This is a genomic window from Neisseria sp. P0016.S008 (assembly GCF_051957775.1).
Taxonomy (GTDB): Bacteria; Pseudomonadota; Gammaproteobacteria; order Burkholderiales; family Neisseriaceae; genus Neisseria; species Neisseria flavescens_B.
Window position 1 is genome coordinate 369,175 of sequence record NZ_JBQCWB010000001.1, and the last position, 18,069, is coordinate 387,243.

14 protein-coding genes, 1 tRNA gene and 1 pseudogene are annotated in these 18,069 nt (G+C 50.2%); 8 read left to right on the forward strand and 8 right to left on the reverse strand.

What is annotated here, in order from left to right; genetic code table 11:
- The first annotated feature begins 43 nt into the window (after nt 1–43).
- Nucleotides 44–134: transfer RNA gene (locus ACTHS8_RS01765), tRNA-Ser, on the forward strand.
- A gap of 246 nt (nt 135–380) precedes the next feature.
- Here the strand turns inward: ACTHS8_RS01765 and ACTHS8_RS01770 are convergent.
- Nucleotides 381–589: pseudogene (locus ACTHS8_RS01770) on the reverse strand (IS30 family transposase); the annotation flags it as partial.
- Nucleotides 590–786: 197 nt separating this feature from the next.
- Here ACTHS8_RS01770 and ACTHS8_RS01775 point away from each other — a divergent pair.
- Nucleotides 787–2,064: an O-acetylhomoserine aminocarboxypropyltransferase/cysteine synthase family protein gene (locus ACTHS8_RS01775; RefSeq protein ID WP_440372801.1), complete on the forward strand. Its 1,278-nt coding sequence runs from the start codon at nt 787–789 to the stop codon at nt 2,062–2,064.
- Nucleotides 2,065–2,148: 84 nt separating this feature from the next.
- On the opposite strand, the gene ACTHS8_RS01780 is transcribed toward ACTHS8_RS01775, so the two are convergent.
- The 5 genes from ACTHS8_RS01780 to ACTHS8_RS01800 all read right to left on the reverse strand — a co-directional run bounded on the left by ACTHS8_RS01780 (nt 2,149) and on the right by ACTHS8_RS01800 (nt 9,404).
- Complete coding sequence (locus ACTHS8_RS01780; protein ID WP_440372802.1) at nt 2,149–3,753, reverse strand: ABC transporter ATP-binding protein; 1,605 nt, start codon at nt 3,751–3,753, stop codon at nt 2,149–2,151.
- Between the two features lie 24 nt (nt 3,754–3,777).
- Nucleotides 3,778–4,686 (reverse strand): oligopeptide ABC transporter permease OppC, encoded by a 909-nt coding sequence (gene oppC / locus ACTHS8_RS01785; protein WP_003683112.1) that lies wholly within the window; start codon nt 4,684–4,686, stop codon nt 3,778–3,780.
- Nucleotides 4,687–4,758: 72 nt separating this feature from the next.
- Nucleotides 4,759–5,679, reverse strand: a complete 921-nt coding sequence (oppB, locus tag ACTHS8_RS01790) for an oligopeptide ABC transporter permease OppB (RefSeq protein WP_036472303.1) — start codon at nt 5,677–5,679, stop codon at nt 4,759–4,761.
- A gap of 233 nt (nt 5,680–5,912) precedes the next feature.
- Nucleotides 5,913–7,709, reverse strand: coding sequence for an aminopeptidase P family protein (locus ACTHS8_RS01795; RefSeq protein WP_440372803.1), 1,797 nt, complete (start codon nt 7,707–7,709; stop codon nt 5,913–5,915).
- Nucleotides 7,710–7,784: 75 nt separating this feature from the next.
- A complete protein-coding gene (locus ACTHS8_RS01800; protein WP_440372804.1) occupies nt 7,785–9,404 on the reverse strand; it encodes an ABC transporter substrate-binding protein in 1,620 nt (539 codons plus the stop codon).
- A gap of 328 nt (nt 9,405–9,732) precedes the next feature.
- Between ACTHS8_RS01800 and ACTHS8_RS01805 the strand changes: the two genes are divergently transcribed.
- The 6 genes from ACTHS8_RS01805 to ACTHS8_RS01830 all read left to right on the forward strand — a co-directional run bounded on the left by ACTHS8_RS01805 (nt 9,733) and on the right by ACTHS8_RS01830 (nt 16,141).
- Nucleotides 9,733–10,803, forward strand: coding sequence for a porin (locus tag ACTHS8_RS01805; RefSeq protein ID WP_315112667.1), 1,071 nt, complete (start codon nt 9,733–9,735; stop codon nt 10,801–10,803).
- Between the two features lie 124 nt (nt 10,804–10,927).
- Nucleotides 10,928–12,445, forward strand: coding sequence for a polyamine aminopropyltransferase (locus ACTHS8_RS01810; RefSeq protein ID WP_440372851.1), 1,518 nt, complete (start codon nt 10,928–10,930; stop codon nt 12,443–12,445).
- Nucleotides 12,446–12,612: 167 nt separating this feature from the next.
- Nucleotides 12,613–13,080 carry an FxsA family protein gene (locus ACTHS8_RS01815; RefSeq protein WP_440372805.1) on the forward strand — a complete coding sequence of 156 codons (468 nt, stop codon included), beginning with the start codon at nt 12,613–12,615 and terminating at the stop codon, nt 13,078–13,080.
- Between the two features lie 178 nt (nt 13,081–13,258).
- On the forward strand, nt 13,259–15,106 hold the full coding sequence (locus ACTHS8_RS01820) for a transglycosylase SLT domain-containing protein (RefSeq protein ID WP_440372806.1): 1,848 nt from the start codon (nt 13,259–13,261) through the stop codon (nt 15,104–15,106).
- Nucleotides 15,107–15,383: 277 nt separating this feature from the next.
- On the forward strand, nt 15,384–15,596 hold the full coding sequence (rpsU, locus tag ACTHS8_RS01825) for a 30S ribosomal protein S21 (protein ID WP_003680926.1): 213 nt from the start codon (nt 15,384–15,386) through the stop codon (nt 15,594–15,596).
- A 98-nt stretch (nt 15,597–15,694) separates the two neighbouring features.
- Nucleotides 15,695–16,141 carry a GatB/YqeY domain-containing protein gene (locus ACTHS8_RS01830; protein WP_063076404.1) on the forward strand — a complete coding sequence of 149 codons (447 nt, stop codon included), beginning with the start codon at nt 15,695–15,697 and terminating at the stop codon, nt 16,139–16,141.
- Nucleotides 16,142–16,204: 63 nt separating this feature from the next.
- Here ACTHS8_RS01830 and accD read toward each other — a convergent pair whose 3' ends face one another.
- Both accD and trpA read right to left on the reverse strand, forming a co-directional pair.
- On the reverse strand, nt 16,205–17,071 hold the full coding sequence (gene accD, locus ACTHS8_RS01835) for an acetyl-CoA carboxylase, carboxyltransferase subunit beta (protein ID WP_063076403.1): 867 nt from the start codon (nt 17,069–17,071) through the stop codon (nt 16,205–16,207).
- Between the two features lie 75 nt (nt 17,072–17,146).
- A complete protein-coding gene (trpA, locus tag ACTHS8_RS01840) occupies nt 17,147–17,932 on the reverse strand; it encodes a tryptophan synthase subunit alpha (RefSeq protein ID WP_063076402.1) in 786 nt (261 codons plus the stop codon).
- Between the last annotated feature and the right edge of the window lie 137 nt (nt 17,933–18,069).

Genomic DNA, 18,069 nt, shown 5'->3' on the forward strand with positions numbered 1-18,069 from the left:
TGGCAAAGGCCGTAAGTTCCATTAATATTACGGCTTCAAGAATGGAAGCGTGGCAGAGCGGTTTAATGCAACGGTCTTGAAAACCGTCGAGGGTTGATAGCCCTCCGTGAGTTCGAATCTCACCGCTTCCGCCATTCTTGATATTTTTTTATCTAGTGAAAATGAAATGCGAGACTTGATGATTCAAGTCTTTTTTTATTTTTAAATCCAAAGAATACCGAAAAGGCCGTCTGAAACTTTCCATAATGCAGTTTCAGACGGCCTAATACCTTTGAAAAATCCCCCAAATTCCTAAAGTCCTACCCAGACATTTAGGGATTTGGGGGAATTTTGCATAGATATTCGCTTTTCTGATCTTTACCCTCAATGGTATCTTCCTACCCATTACCAATGCAGAATTTTTGCTCGACAATGGAGAGGCATTTTCCATGCCGCCGCGATTGTACATTTTATTTCAGAGTCATGTGCCACCGTATCGTTTGCAATGGGATTTGCTGCATATTCTGAGATGTTGCCACAGAGTGCCGCCGTTACTTTTATCTTGGAGGAGGTCGCGGCAAATGGTAGCTTGATGGGGTGTCATTCGATGGGGGTGTGGTGGCAGGACAGGTCTTGAATGTGGTATCGTTCTTCTTGGGTCAGTTGCGTGTCGCTCATGGTAATCTTTCTTGTAGAAAAGGCCGTATGCTGCTGCATCCAAACTTTTCCGTTATGGAAAGTTTGCCCTTCAAATCCGAATCTACTGGTCTCTATTTATCATTATTTCATCGCTACAAGGATATTTAAATGAAACGGGAAACCATTGCCCTGCATGCAGGCTATCAATCCGAACCGACTACCAAATCCGCTGCTGTCCCCATTTACCAAACCACTTCCTACACTTTCGACAACACGCAACACGGCGCAGACTTGTTCAACCTTGATGTAGCGGGCAATATCTACACCCGTATGATGAATCCGACCACTGCCGTTTTGGAAGAACGCGTTGCCCGTTTGGAAGGCGGTATCGCCGCATTGGCTGTCGCCAGCGGTATGGCTGCGATTACCTATGCTGTTCAAACCTTGGTTGAAGCAGGCGACAACATCATTGCAACCAAAACCCTCTACGGCGGCACATACAATTTCTTTGCCCACAGCCTACCGCGCCAAGGCATAGAAGTACGCTTTATCGATCCGGCCAAGCCCGAAGAAATCGCCGCTAATACCGACAGCCGCACCAAACTGGTGTATTGCGAATCTATCGGCAATCCTGCCATCAATGTCGTCGATATTCCAGCATTCGCCCAAGCCGCGCACGCACAAGGGCTGCCACTGATGGTAGACAACACCGTCGCCACACCCACGCTGTTCCGCCCGATCGAGCACGGCGCCGACATCGTTATCCAATCCCTGACCAAATACATCGGCGGCCACGGCACAACGATTGGCGGTGCCATTATCGACAGTGGCAAATTCCAATGGGCAGGCAATCCGCGTTTTGAAAAAACCTTCAATCAGCCTGATCCGTCTTACCACGGCGTAAACTACTGCGAACATTTTGGCGCGGCGGCCTATATCGCCCGCGCCCGCGTCGTCCCATTACGTAATACCGGTGCCGCCCTGTCTCCGCACAGCGCATTTTTACTGCTTCAAGGTTTGGAAACCCTCGCCCTGCGTATGGAACGTCATTGCGAAAACGCCCTAAAAGTAGCCGAATTCTTAAAGAAACATCCGCAGGTCGAATGGGTGAACTATCCTGCCCTACCTGACAGTCCGTATAAAGCTTTGATTGACCGCGACTACGGTGGAAAAGCCTCAGGTTTACTGAGTTTTGGTATTAAAGGCGGCCGTGAAGCCGGCGCGAAGTTCATTGACGCACTGCAACTCTTCCTGCGTTTGGTGAACATCGGCGATGCCAAATCGCTGGCTACCCATCCTGCCACAACGACCCACCGTCAGCTTGACGATGCAGAACTCGCCGCAGCAGGCGTCAGTCCCGACATGGTACGTCTGAGCGTCGGTATCGAGCATATCGACGATTTGCTTGCCGACTTGGCACAGGCATTGGATGCCGCACAAGCATAGGCGATAGCAGCGCTAATTAGATGAAAAAAGCCTCCGCTTAAAAAGGCCGTCTGAAAATCTCTTTTCAGACGGCCTTTTCCTTTTCTATAAATCAAACGCGGCGTTAATCAAACGTTTGGTGTAATCGTTTTGCGGATGGTGGAAAATCTGATCCGCGCTGCCGTATTCAACCATTTCGCCCTGCTTCATCACAATCACGTTGTCGCTCACAGCGCGCACGACAGACAAATCATGACTGATGAACATATAAGTCAGGCCGTATTTCTTCTGCAAATCGCGCAAAAGTTCGACCACTTTGGATTGTACGGAGCGGTCAAGTGCAGAGGTTGGCTCGTCCAAAAGGATGAATTTCGGGCGCAGGATAACGGCGCGTGCAATAGCGATACGCTGACGCTGGCCGCCGGAGAATTCATGCGGATAACGGTTGAGCGCGTCAAGCGGCAGGGACACTTCCTTCATGACTTCCAAAACGCGTTGAATACGTTCTTTTTTAGTCATTTCAGGATGATGAACCGTCAAACCTTCGCCAATAATTTCACCAACGGTCAAGCGCGGTGAAAGCGAACCGAACGGATCTTGGAACACAATTTGCCGTTGCGATTTCAGACGACGTGCTTCTTCGGCGGTATAGTTTTTCAGGTCTTTGCCTTCAAAAGAAATATGGCCGGTATAAGGCAGCATCTGCATGACGGCTTTGCCCAGCGTGGATTTGCCGGAACCGGACTCGCCGACGACGCCCAATGTTTCGCCCTCTTTAATTTTGAGGCTGATGCCTTTAACGGCGTCAAAAGTTTTGAGCGGTTTGCCGAAAAAATTTTGCTTCAATACGAAAGAAACATGGACATTATCAGCTTCGATTAACACGCCGGCGTTGTTTTCTTCCGGCTCTTTCATGCCTTTGGGAATGGCATTGATGAGTTCGGCGGTATATTCGTGTTTCGGATGGGCAAATACTTCTTTGATTTTGCCACGCTCGACAATTTCGCCGTTACGCATGACGCAGACGGTTTTGGAATAGTGTTCCGCCAAACCCAAATCGTGGGTAATAAAGATAATCGCCATGCCCATTTGCTGTTGCAAATCGTGGAGCAAATCGAGAATCTCGGCTTGAATGGTCACATCCAAAGCCGTGGTCGGTTCGTCGGCAATCAGCAGGTCAGGTTCATTGATGAGCGCCATGGCAATCATGATGCGTTGCAGCTGACCGCCGGAAAACTCATGCGGATACTGCTTCATGCGGCGTTCGGCTTCTTTGATGCCCACACGCTCCAACAATGCCAATGCCTTCTGCCCGGCTTCTTTTTTGCCAAGCTTTTTATTATGCACACGCGCCGCTTCAATCAGTTGCGCACCGATACGCATAAACGGATTGAGCGAGGTCATCGGCTCTTGGAAAATCACGCTGATGCGGTTGCCGCGCAAATCACGCAGGGTTTTCTCGTCTGCATCCAAAATGGAAATACCGTCAAAAGTAATGCGTGAATCTTTGCTGTATCGGGCAAATTTCTCAGGCAGCAGGCGCATAACGGACATAGACGTTACAGACTTGCCCGAGCCGGACTCGCCGACCAAAGCCAATGTTTCGCCCTCTGCCACTTTAAAGCTGACATTACGCACGGCGTGCACGTTTTTTTCATGCAGCTCAAAATTGATGTCCAGATTTTCTACAACCAGTAACTGTTTTGTCATTTTGATTATCCTTTTGGTTGTGGTTTAGCGGTCTTTCGGGTCGAGCGCATCGCGCAGGCCGTCGCCGATAAAGTTGAAACAGAACAAAGTGGTTACCAAGAAGAAACTTGGCACAAGCAGCTGCCATGGTGCAGCTTCCATCGAAATCGCGCCTTCTTGCAACATCGAACCCCAACTGGTCATCGGCTCTTGCACGCCCAAGCCCAAGAAGCTCAAGAAGGATTCAAACATAATCATGCCCGGCACCAGCAAAGAGGCATACACCATCACCACACCCAAAACATTCGGAATAATGTGGCGCGTTACGATTTTACGTTTTGCCACGCCGCTCACACGCGCCGCTTCGACAAACTCTTTATGCTTCAAGCTCAAGGTTTGACCGCGCACAATACGCGCCACGTCCAGCCAAGACACCAAACCTACGGCGGCAAAAATCAAAAGCAGATTGCGGCCGAAGAACGTGGTCAGCAGAATCACGAAAAACATAAATGGAAACGCGTTCAAAATTTCCAAAAAGCGCATCATCAGCGAATCGAGCTTGCCGCCGATAAAGCCGGCAATCGCACCATAAAGCGTACCGATGACAACGGCCACCAATGCGCCGGCCACACCGACCAGCAAGGAAATACGTCCACCGGTTGCCGCACGCGACAGCAAATCGCGGCCGAGCAAATCCGTACCCAGATAGTGATGGGTAGAAAAGGACGGCGGAATCTGCATATTGTCCCAGTCGGTGAAATCATAGGTGTAGCGGACAATCCATGGCGCCACAATCACAAAAATGCTGATCAGCAACAGGATGATAATGCTGTACACCGCCGCTTTGTTCTGTTTAAAACGCCGCCATGCGTCGCTCCACAGGCTTTTACCGTGTACTTGGGCGTATTCTGCTGCCTCTGCAAGGGCCTGAGTCTGCTTCTTTTTGAATAACATAATATTCTCTCTCGCTTTTTATTCTTTCTTCAGGCCGTCTGAACGTTTCAGACGGCCTTTGCGCAAATGGGATTAATAACGGATTTTCGGGTCAATAATGGCATACAGAATATCGAGGATGGCGTTGAACAAAATGGTCATGATGCCGACCAAAATCGTCAAACCCAAAATCATGCCGTAGTCGCGGTTGAGCGCGCCGTTGACAAACAATTGTCCGACGCCGGGAATACCGAACACGTTTTCAATCACAATGGAGCCAGTGATAATGCCGACGAATGCCGGGCCTAAGAAAGAAACAATCGGCAACATGGCGGGACGCAGCGCATGGCGCAGGATGATGCGGCTCATGGGCAGGCCTTTGGCGCGTGCCGTACGGATAAAGGGGCTGTTCAATACTTCAATCATCGCGCCGCGCGTAATCCGCGCGATACTGGACACATAACCGATGGACAAAGTAACGACAGGCAAAATCAAGTTCATCAGTGCGCCATCGTTCCAGCCACCCGCAGGCAACCATTGCAGCCTGACGGCAAACACCAGCACCAATACCGGCGCCATCACAAAACTGGGAACGACGATGCCGGTCATTGCACCACTCATCAGCGAATAATCCAGCCAGCTGTTTTGTTTTAAGGCGGCGATGATGCCGATAAACATGCCGAAGATGGCGGCAATCAAAAAGGCGTAGAAGCCAAGTTCCGCCGATACCGGCAGGGATTGGGCAAGCAACTCATTAACGCTGAAATCTTTATATTTGAACGACGGTCCCAAATCCCCCTGCGCCAACTGCTTGAGGTAGTGGAAATATTGGAGGTACATCGGATCATTGAGGTGGTATTTGGCTTCGATGTTGGCCATGACCGCAGGCGGCAAATTGCGTTCGCCTGTGAACGGGCTGCCCGGTGCGAGCCGCATCAGAAAAAACGATACGGTAATCAACACCAGCATGGTCGGGATGGAAGCACATATCCGTTTGATGATGAATTTCAACATAATCAGGCTGTCCTGTCTGAACATACCGGACTCGTGAAAACAAAGCTGACCTGAAGCGGAAATCGGATGAATGGCAGCAGGCATCTGTAACGTCGCCGCGCCGGTTTCTCTCTCTATTCCGACCGGGTTATTGTTTTTATTCGGAGTCGGGTAAGGTTTTTTTAGTTTTTAGATAATTGTTGTTATAAGGCCGTCTGAAACTTTGTATCCGCCGTTTCAGACGGCCTTTCACGTTAACGCGCCAAAGGTTCGGTGCGTTCAATCAGCCATGCTTTGGCCGCGCCTTCTGTCAAAGGCTCAAGACGGCGGCGCACTTCGGCGTGATATTGGTTCAGCCATTCGATTTCGCTGCCGGTCATCAGTTTGGTATCGATCAGGCGCGTATCGATTGGGCAAAGGGTAACAGTCTCAAAATACAGGAATTTGCCGAACTCGGTTTCCTCTGGGTTTTCAACCGGACGGTTGATTACCAGGCTTTCAATACGGATACCCCATTTGCCCGGACGGTAAAGACCCGGCTCGTTGGAAGTCAGCATACCTGACTTCATCGCGTGATGCGGTTGCGGCACGGCGGCAACGGCAATGCTTTGCGGGCCTTCATGCACATTGAGGAAATAGCCCACGCCATGACCTGTACCGTGACCGTAATCGCATTGTGCCTGCCAGAGTGATTTACGGCAGATGGCATCAATCATCGGGCCTTTGATGTTTTCAGGGAAAATGGTTTCCGCCAGAGAAATATGTGCTTTCAACACCAAAGTGTAATCGCGCTTCATGGCCGCACTCGGATTGCCGACGGGAACCACGCGCGTGATGTCGGTCGTACCGCCCCAGTATTGGCCGCCGGAGTCAATCAGCAGCATACCGTCGCCTTTGATTTTACTGTTGTTTTCCGGTGTCGCGCTGTAATGAGGCAAGGCGGCGTTGGCATTGTAGCCGGCGATGGTGTCAAAACTTGGCGAAATAAAGCCGGGACGTTGGCTGCGGTGTTTATAGAGCATGCCGTCGATGTCCAGCTCGCTCAATTCGCCGCCGTCTGCCAAGATTTGTTCAAACTCGGCAAAGAAGCCGCACAATGCCGCGCCGTCTTCCGCCATGGTATTGCGGATATGGGCGATGTCGGCATCAGATTTGACTGATTTGAAGAATGTGCTTGGGTGGATGGCTTCAATCAAACGGACGTCTTCAGACAGACGGCGCAAAGTGCCGACAGCAGTTTTGTTCGGATCAATCAGCAATGTGCCATTAACGCCTGCCAAATAGTCCGCCGCCTGCGCATAAGGCAATACTTCAAAACCTGCCGCTTTCAAAGCTTCGGCAGATTCGGCTTTCAGACGGCCTGCATCGGTAAACAATACGGCTTTATCTTGGCTGATAAACAGATGGGATAAGAACACGGGGTTGAACGGCACATCATCACCGCGCAGATTGGTAATCCAAGCGATGTCGTCCAAAGAAGAAACCAAATGCGCATCTGCGCCCTGCTCTTTCATGGCCGCACGGATACGGGTCAGTTTTTCGACCGCAGTTTCGGAAACGTAGTCGGGATGGTGAACGTAGATTTCCGGAGTCGGCAATGCAGGACGATCGTCCCACACTTCGTCCAACAAGGTTTCAGGATATTCGAGGCGGATGTTTTTAGCGGCAAGGGCCTGTTTCAAACCGCGCTCGCCGCTGAGTGCAAACATATCGGCAGGCGCGCCGACCACTGCGCCCTCGGGCAGATTTTGTGCCAACCACTCGGTATAAGGCGCATCAACGCCCATTTTTTGCAGCTCGATGCCGTTTGGCGCAAGCTGTTGGCCTGCCTGTTCCCAATAGCGGCTGTCCGTCCACACGCCTGCTTTATCGGCGGTCACCACCAAAGTGCCGGCCGAACCGGTAAAGCCGGAAAAATCGCGGCGTGCCTGCCAATGCTCGGGCAGGTATTCGGAAAGGTGCGGATCGGCGGAAGGAATGACAAACGCGTCCACGCCATGTTTTTTCATGGCTTCGCGTAAAGCGGACAAACGTTGTTGTACAGATTTCATGTGTTATGTCTCCTGTTGTTTCAGACGGCCTCTGTCATCAAGGCCGTCTGAAAACTTGTACTGTCTATAATCAATCTATTTTTTCGGTGCGAACGACCAGCTCTTGACCGTGTAGTTCCGCAAAGGGTCTTTGTCGGAATAGCCGATAATATCGGGTTTGACCATACGCACTTCAACCTGATGATACAGTGGAATCAGCGCAGCGTCTTCTTGAAGCTGCTTCTCCGCATCGGCATAGAGCTGGCTGCGCGCTTCCTTGCTGACACCATCTTTCAGCGTATTGTTCATAAATGTGTCAAACGCCGCACTTTTGTAGCGGAATGCATTGTTTGAGTTGTTGGATTTCAAGATATTGAGCATACCTGCCGGATCGTTGAAATCGGAACACCAGCCGCTGAACGAAACCTTGAAATTGCCTTGCGCACGCGTATCCAAATAAGTTTTCCATTCCTCGTTGGACAAAGTCGGACGGATAAACGGAATAGCGGCTTTCCACACCGACTGCACGGCAGTAATTTGTTTTTTGGACGCTTCGCTGGTGCTGTACAAAATATCGAACTCAAGCGGATGGTCATCGTTGTAGCCTGCTTCGTTCAACAGTTTGCGCGCAGTTTCGATGCGTTTTTCAGGCGTCCACTCTTTCCACTCAGGGTAAACAGGAATCACGCCCTGCATTTGCGGCGGCGTCAACTGGAACGCAGGCGTATCGCCGCGGCCGCCCACTTTGACGACGATGTCGCGGCGCGTCAGCATATTGAGCGCCTTGCGGACGCGCGGATCGTTAAACGGCGCCGCTTCGTGGTTCGGCTCCAAATACCAGCTACATAAAGAAGTTGTACGTTTCACTTGTCCCGGAAACTCAATATCCGCCACTTTGACCTGATCACTGGGAATGCCGTAAGTCACATCAATTTCATTGGCGCGATAACGGTTGTACTCGCCGCTGCCTGACAAGAACACCGCCTTCGGAATGGCCACTTTGTCTTTATCGTAATAATTGGGATTGCGTTCCATATTAATGTGGCTGTTGACTTTCCAATCCTTTAACAGATAGGCGCCACTGGAAACATAATGACCGGGCTGCGTCCATTTATTGCCGTATTTTTCGACAGTGGCGCGGTGAACCGGGAAAGTGAATTGCTGAATCAGCATATCGGGGAAATAAGGCACGGGCGCAATCAACGTAAATTGCAGGGTCTTCGCGTCCAACGCCTTGACGCCCAATGTTTCAGGCTTGGCTTTGCCGTTTAATATATCTTCCGCATTTTCCACTTGGGCATCGACCAAATAGCTGCCGAAAGGTGCGCCGGTGGCCGGATCGGCAAGACGGCGGAAGCTGTACACGAAATCTTCGGCAGTAATCGGATCGCCATTGCTCCATTTGGCATCACGCAGATGGAAGGTCCAAACACGCTCGCCCTCGCTCTCCCATTTTTCCGCCAAAGCAGGAATGGTTTTGCCTTCGGCATCCGTACCGACCAAACCATCCATCAACTGACGGATAATCGCACCGGCCGCCATATCGCCGCTCATCTGCGGATCCAGCGTACCCGGCTCGACGCCGTTGCTGACCACCACGCGCTCATAATCGGTACGTTTAAACTCAGGGGCAGGCTTGACATCGCGGCTGCACGCCGACAATGCGAATACGGCAGCCAATGATGCAGCCAACAGCGGATAGGTTTTTCCGGCCATATTTCATTCCTTCTTTTTGGGTATTCTTCTTTTTCAGACGGCCTGATGATTCAAACTACACTCGACTACATTTATTTAGAAGTTCTCCAGCATAGTTAAATCATCTATTTCAAACCATGAAAATAGTGTTTTAAACCATATATTCCATCGAAATAATAATAGCCGTCTAAGATTGTCGGCAAATTAACACAAAAATACGTAACTGAAAACTATTTTTCAATTTATCCTACGATAAGTTACAAATGTATTGATTTTTTATGTTTTGTCAAATAAGATTATCCGAACTCTTTCGCCATAAGCAAGAAAAAGACATAAAAAGGAGAATCAAATGAAGAAGTTATCTTACTTTATTGCCACTGCCCTCATAGGCTCTTCCCTAAGTGCCGCCCACGCCGAACCTAAAATGAGCGGCACCATCTACATCATGACCGAGGTCGAACACAACAATAAAACCGGTGTAACCAATACAACCATTTCCGATAAAAGTTCCAGTCTTTATCTCTCCGATGAAGTACGACTCAACAACGACTTATGGTTGAAATGGCAACTTGGCTCCTTTATTTACTTCGATTCCGATCGCTGGGGCGGCTGGGGTACTGCCGACTCATACGTCGCGCTCAACAGTTACAAAAACCTCGGCACCGTCAAAATGGGTTACATCAGTACCCCTATGAACAGCATTTATCTGAATCCGTTCGACACCAACAGCCCGATTTTGGAATTCGGCAAAATTTCCCGTTTCGGCCAACGCCGCGTTTCCATGGCTTATGAATCGCCTTGGAAAAACGGTTTCCAATTCAAATTCAACGTCTCCCCAGGTTCCAATGCCGCGCGCAACAACAACGACTGGAATCCGGATAAAAAACGTGACGGCGACTGGGTCTTCGGCTGGGGCGTGGACTACTACCACCCCAACAACGGCTTTAACGCCCACTACGCTGCCGAATACGCACCCAACGACTCTCCGACCGAAACCAAAGACTTCCAAGCCCACGCTTTCATGGCCGGATACAGCAAAGACAAAATCTCCGTCGATGCCGCGTTCCAATACGCCAAAAACACTTGCGACGGCTTCAGCTGCTGGGGCGTATGGAAAGATGCGGCAGGCAACGTAGCCGGTTCTTACGACAAAGAAATCAACAACACCAAAGAATTTATGGTGTCCGGCTCATACAAAGTAGGCAATTTCAAACCTCAAATCGGCTTCGCCTACGGTAAAAGCTCTATCGGCGAGGACTACAAACACGTCGCCGTCAGCACCGATTACAGCTTCTCCAAACGGACAACCGCCACACTCGGCGCCGGCTGGTTGAAAGAAAACGTCAATCCGAAATACGACCAAGATTTGCCGAAAAAATCTTCTTACGCAGTGGGCATGGTATTCAAACACCGCTATTAATGCCTGACAGATTAAAGGCCGTCTGAAACAATTTGTTCAGACGGCCTTTTCTACATCCTATAAATAAACTTGCAGCCCACCCTAAAAATCATTACATTGCCCACACTCAAGCCACAAAAACGTCATCATGAATGCCCACCGCACCCTCATTATCTCTGTTTTCATCGTCGCCAGCTGCGGCCTCGCTTACGAGCTCATCATCGCCGCGCTCGCAAGCTATCTTTTGGGCGACAGTATTTTGCAGTTTTCCTCCGTCATCGGACTTTATCTTTTCTCGATGGGCATCGGCGCGCACCTGACCCAATACATCAAAGATAAAGACGTATTGCACCGCTTCATCGAAATCGAACTTCTGGTCGGCATCATCGGCGGCATTTCTGCGCTGGCATTATTTGTGGCCTTCGGTTTATCCGCCGCCCCGTTCCGCACACTGCTCTACGCTTTTGTACTGATTGTCGGCATGGTTGTCGGCATGGAAATTCCTTTGGTCATGCGCGTGTTAAACCAAAAAGGTGCAGAATTTAAAGAACTCGTTTCCAAAGTATTGACCTTCGACTACTTGGGCGCACTTGCCGTCTCGTTATTATTTCCGCTTCTGCTCGCCCCCAAACTCGGCATGGCGCGTTCCGCCTTGTTATTTGGCATTTTCAACGCCGCCGTCGCCTACCTGACCGCGCGTGTATTCAAATCCGAATTACCCCGCTACCACGCCATCCGCCTGCGCGCGCTGATTGTCTTGTCCGTCCTCGCCGCCGCCTTCGCCTACGCCGACCGTATCTCTTTCAAAGCCGAACAAAGCTATTTCGGCGATCCCGTCGTCTATCAAAGCCATTCTCCCTACCAACGGCTGGTCGTTACACGCTGGAAAGACGATACCCGTCTCTATATCAACGGCAACCTGCAATTCTCCTCACGCGACGAAGCCCGTTATCATGAAGCACTCGTTCTGCCTGCCATGCAGATGGTGCCGAACGCCGAACGCGTCCTGATTCTCGGCGGCGGAGACGGATTGGCGGCACGCGAAGTCTTGAAATATCCGCAGGTCAAAAATGTTACTTTGGTCGATCTCGATCCCGACATGACCGCCACTTTTAAAACCTCCGCTACCTTGAGCGCGCTCAACCAAGGTTCGCTGTCCCATCCCAAAATGCACGTCATCAACGACGATGCCGCCAAATGGCTGGAAGGGTCGTCTGAAAAATTCGACGTTATCATCATCGACCTGCCCGACCCGTCCAATTTCTCACTGGGCAAACTCTACTCCGTCCCCATGTACCGCCTCGTTGCCCGCCATCTTGAGCCGAAAGGCAAGATTGTTGTGCAATCGACTTCGCCTTATTTTGCACCCAATGCCTACTGGTCGGTCGTTGCCACCCTCGAAGCGGCCAAGTTGAATACCGCGCCCTATCATGTCTACGTCCCTTCCTTTGGCGAATGGGGATTTGTGTTGGCAGGGTTTGACCAAAACTTCCCCATTCCGCAAAAATTCGACGTACCCACCCGCTATCTTAATGCCCAGACTGTCGCCGAAATGTTCCGTTTTCCGCCCGATATGGCAAGGCGCAAGGTTGAAGCAAATTATTTGAACAACCAAATTCTCGTCAGTTATTTTGAAAGTGATTGGAACAATGTGATGCGATAGAATATCTAAAGGCCGTCTGAAACATCTGCCTTCTTTTTATCTCCGTTCAGACGGCCTCATCGCCCGTTTACCCTTTTTCACACAGCATTTGCTTGAAAAAATAAGGTTTATCTTTATCTAGATAGAAGACAATCGACACTATCCGTTGAATGAAGGAACAAACACTTATGCAGTATTTTGGAATCGGTTTTTTGGTTTTAATCTTTTTGGAAATCATGTCCATCGTCTGGGTTGCCGACTGGATAGGCGGCGGCTGGACGCTGTTTGTGATGGCCGTCAGCTTTATCAGCGGTATCTTTATGCTGCGCCATACCGGCATCTCCGGCTTATTGCTCGCAGGCGCAGCCGTCCGCAGCGGACAAAACATTTCCCTCTATCAGATGCTGTGGCCGATTCGCTATACTGCCGCCGCGGTTTTCCTGCTCAGCCCCGGCTTTATTTCAACCGCCGTTGCCCTGCTCTTGCTGATTCCGTTTAAAGGCAATGCGGCCGTTTCTTCTACGCAGTCTTTCCAAAGCCGCCAGACTTACAGCTCCGCCAAAGATGATGAAGATATTATCGAAGGCGAATATACGGTTACGCGCACCGGCAAAGCCGACAAACCGCAAGACTATATCGAACACAAACCCGATTGACGACTTCCTTCATAAAAGGCCGTCTGAAATAAGAATACCTCAAAAGTGTTTCATATTTCAGACGGCCTTAGTCATTTCCGGGCTTTGAAAATGTAAATATCGGTTTGTAATTCGGTTATTCCGCATAAATCATTTAAAATAAGCAGTTATTTTGATTCTAAAAACGACACGGTATCCAATGAACGTTCAACGTCTTTTCCCTCTCTCCCTCAGCTTGATTACCGCCGCTGTTTTATTGGCGTGCGCCACCCAAAACACACCGACTGCTTCGAAAACCGAAACCGTCGTTCAGCCTAAATCTACTTCTATTCCTTCACGCCGCGCCGACAGCGAATCCAAAGTCCTGTCCGATTACAGCCAATACCAAAGCGCCATCGATGCCGCCAAACGCGGCGACGATGCATGGGTACAACAATTTTTATCCCAAGCCAGCGACAGCGCAATGGCTGAAAACGTCCGCAACGAATGGCTGAAAACCTTGGGCGCGCGCGGCCAATGGGATTTATTCCGTCAAGAATTCAGTAAATTGAACGCCGCCGGCGTCGCACAAGAAGTCCAATGTTATGCCGATTTGAGCAGCGGCAATTACAGCAAAGCCGCCGAACTGGTTCGCGTGACCGGCAAACTGCCTGCCGGCTGTACCCGCTTGGTTGAAAGCGCGGCAGCTTCAGGCCGTCTGAACACCAACGACGCATGGCGTCGCGTGCGCGGCTTGTTGAGCAACAGCCAAACCACAGATGCACGCAACCTCGCCGCCGCATTGGGCAGCCCATTTGAAGGTGGCGCGCAAGGTGCGACCGAATACAGCCTGTTGAGCGTGATCGGCAAAGATGCACGCAAATCCGCTTCTGCCGCCGCTACCCTGTCCGACATGGAATCCGGCCTCAGCCGCGAACAACGCAGCTTCGCATGGGGCGTACTGGGCCACCACCATGCACAAAGCCAAAACATGCCGACTGCTTTGAGCTACTACGGCCGCGTTTCCGACCACAAGCAACTGACCGACGAACAATTGGAATGGTACGCACGCGCCGCTTTGCGCCTACAACGTTGGGACGAATTGGCAAGCGTGATTCAGCATATGCCTGAAAAACTGCAAAAAGACCCGACATGGCAATATTGGCTGGGCCGCAGCTTTGCCGCACAAGGCAAAAGCAGCCAAGCCAAAGAAATGTACGAAAAAGCTGCCGCTTCCGGCCGCAATTTCTACGCCGTAATGGCAGGTGAAGAACTGGGCCGCCGCATCAATACGCGCAACAACGTTTCCGATGCCGATGCCAGAGACGTCCGCCGCATGAGCGAAGACGGCGCCATCAAACGCGCATTGGTTCTGTTTAAAAACAGCCAAAGCAACGGCGACTCCAAAATGCGCCGTCAGGCACAGGCAGAATGGCGTTTTGCCACCCGCGACTTCAATGAAGACAACCTGCTGACTGCCGCACAAGTCGCTTTTGACAACCAGTTCTACGACATGGCAATCAACAGCGCAGACCGTACCGACCACAAACTCAACTACAAACTGCGCTACCTCTCTCCGTTTAAAGACCTGACCGTCCGCTATGCCGCACAGGCAGGCGTTGACCCAGCATGGGTTTACGGTTTGATTCGTCAAGAGAGCCGCTTTGTCATGGGCGCGCAATCCAGCGTCGGCGCACAAGGCCTGATGCAGGTTATGCCTGCAACCGCCCGCGAAATTGCAGGTAAAATCGGCATGAGCAGCAGCGAACTCTACACCATGGACGGCAACATCCGCATGGGTACTTGGTACATGGCAGATGCCAAACGCCGCCTGCAAAATAACGAAGTGATGGCCACCGCAGGCTACAATGCCGGCCCCGGTCGCGCCCGCAACTGGCAGGCTTCTTCGCCTTTGGAAGGAGCCATCTACGCCGAGACCATCCCATTCACCGAAACCCGTGATTACGTGAAAAAAGTCATGACCAACGCGACTTATTACGCATCATTGTTCAATGAACCGCAAACTTCGTTGAAACAACGTATGGGTACGGTTCCTGGCCGCTATTAATACCCGATAGGCCGTCTGAAAAGTGAGACAGAATCAAACGTTCAGACGGCCTGCAATCTTGACATACTATCGGGTTTATAAGATAATCGCCCGATTGTTTCTGACCGAAAAGGTCACTTGCACGGCAAAAGCCGACTTGTTAGGAGGTGATGTTTACATCACGGCGCGTATCCCGCCCTGCCCTAGGCAAACCAGCGATACAACAACTCCCCCATTATGACAAACCGTCCTCTATTTCTTAAAACGGTTTGATTGAACAAAATTTAAAGGAAATAAAATGCCTGCTATTCGTGTTAAAGAGAATGAACCATTTGAAGTTGCCATGCGTCGTTTCAAACGTGCCGTAGAAAAAACCGGTCTGTTGACCGAACTGCGCGCCCGTGAAGCGTACGAAAAACCAACTACCGAACGCAAACGCAAAAAAGCTGCTGCAGCTAAACGTCTGCAAAAACGTCTGCGCAGCCAACAACTGCCTCCTAAAATGTACTAATTACAGGCCTGCCCTGTGATAAACGACACACCGCAAGGGCAGCTTTGCGGTGTGTTTTGTTTTTCAGACGGCATCTTTTTATATAAAGTGAGAACATTATGAGCCTAAAAACACAATTAACCGAAGACATGAAAATCGCCATGCGTGCCAAAGACCAAGTGTCTTTAAGCACCATCCGCCTGATTAATGCCGCCATCAAACAATTTGAAGTAGATGAGCGCACTGAAGCCGATGACGCCAAAGTCATCTCCATCCTGACCAAAATGGTGAAACAACGCAAAGACAGTGCCAAAATCTATACCGAAGCCGGCCGTCAAGATTTGGCTGACAAAGAAAACGCGGAAATCGAAATCCTCAACCGCTACCTGCCTCAAATGATGTCTGCAGAAGAAATCAAGACTGTCGTTGAAGCAGCCATTACAGAAACCGGTGCATCAGGCATGGCAGATATGGGCAAAGTCATGGGCGTACTAAAAACCCGTCTGGCCGGCAAAGCCGACATGGGTGAAGTCAACAAGGTCTTGAAAGCCGCATTGACTGCTTAATCATCAATAATCAAAAAGGCCGTCTGAAATATTATTTTCAGACGGCCTTTCTTACTGTGTTCATCAAGCAGCAGTTACTTTACCTTCATGACGCAACAAGGTAATTAAATCGCTGATACGTTTTTTCATGGAACGGCGATCGACGATTTGGTCGATTGCGCCCTTCTCCAACAAGAATTCTGCACGCTGGAAACCTTCCGGCAGGGTTTCGCGTACAGTCTGCTCGATAACGCGCGGACCAGCAAAACCAATCAGAGCATTTGGTTCTGCCAAAACCACATCGCCCAAGAAGGCAAAGCTGGCAGATACGCCGCCCATGGTCGGATCGGTCAATACGGAAATAAACGGCAGACGTTTTTCAGTCAGCAAATGCAAAGCCGCGCTGGTTTTCGTCATCTGCATCAAAGAGTTCAAACCTTCCTGCATACGCGCACCACCGGAAGCTGCCACGCAAATAAACGAACAATTATCTGCAACAGCACGGCGCACACCCTGCACAAAGCGCTCACCCACTACCGAACCCATAGAGCCGCCGATAAAGCGGAATTCAAAAGCAGCCACCACGACAGGCAGGCCGTTCATGGTGCCTTTCATAACGACCAAAGCATCGTCTTCGCCGGTTGCTTTACGCGCAGCAGTGAGGCGGTCCGGATATTTTTTGCTGTCTTTAAATTTCAGCGGGTCTGTCGGTTTAATATTGGCTGCAATCTCTTCACGGCCTTCTTCATCCAAAAGCAGGTCCAAACGTTCGCGCGCAGAAAGCGGATTGTGATGATTACATTTCGGGCAGACTTCGCTGTTTTGTTTCAACTCGGTTGAGTAAACCGTTGCTGAACAAGACGGACATTTGTGCCACAGACCTTCAGGGACGCTGGACGAACTGCTTCGGTTTTTAATTTTCGGAGGAAGAATTTTATCTAGCCAGCTCATGAATAACTCCTTAGGATTCAGAATTCAGACGGCCAGTCGAACGTAAGGCCGTCTGAAATAATGGAATGGAAAAATTTAGCGAATCGCGTCTTTCAACTCTTTAACCAACGCGCCTACTGCTTCAGCCTCGCTACCCGCGTGGCTTTCAATCTCTTTGACGATACGGCTGCCGACAATAACGGCATCTGCCACCGCACCAATCTTACGCGCACTCTCCGCATTATTAATGCCGAAGCCGACACCAATCGGAATATCAATGTATTTGCGCAAAAGCTCTATTTTACGCGAAACTTCTTCAGTGTCCAAACTTGCCGCACCGGTTACACCTTTGAGCGATACATAATACACAAAACCGCCGGCTACTTTGGCAATCGTTTGAATACGCTCCTCAGTTGTCGTTGGTGCAATAAGGAAAATACAATCAATACCTTGTGCTTTCAATGACTCATGCAAAGGCGCAATGGTTTCTACCGGAGAATCTACGGTCAACACGCCATCAACGCCTGCCTCGGCAGCCGCTTGCGCAAACGCCTGATAACCCATTTTGTGTACAGGGTTCAAATAGCCCATTAACACAACCGGCGTTTTATCATTGGTTTGGCGGAACAAGCGTACTGTTTCCAATACGTCGCGCAAAGAAACATGATTTGCCAACGCCCTTTCAGCCGCACGTTGAATAGTCGGGCCATCCGCCATCGGGTCAGAAAACGGCACACCCAGTTCCAAAATATCAGCACCATTAGCCACCAGGCTATGCATCAATGCCAAGGTTGTCTCAAGGCTGGGATCGCCCACCGTAATATAAGGAATCAGTGCTTTTGCGCCATTGAGCGCTGAGAAAGTGTGTTGGATTCTGCTCATTTTCTGCTATCCATTTCATCGATTTGAATGTTGTCCGGCAGCCTGTTTATTCTGCCGTTACATTTGTTTTAAAAACCTCAGTCTGCCATGAAAAAGCGGCATTTATCCGCATTATCTAATGACTATTTCTTCCCAAT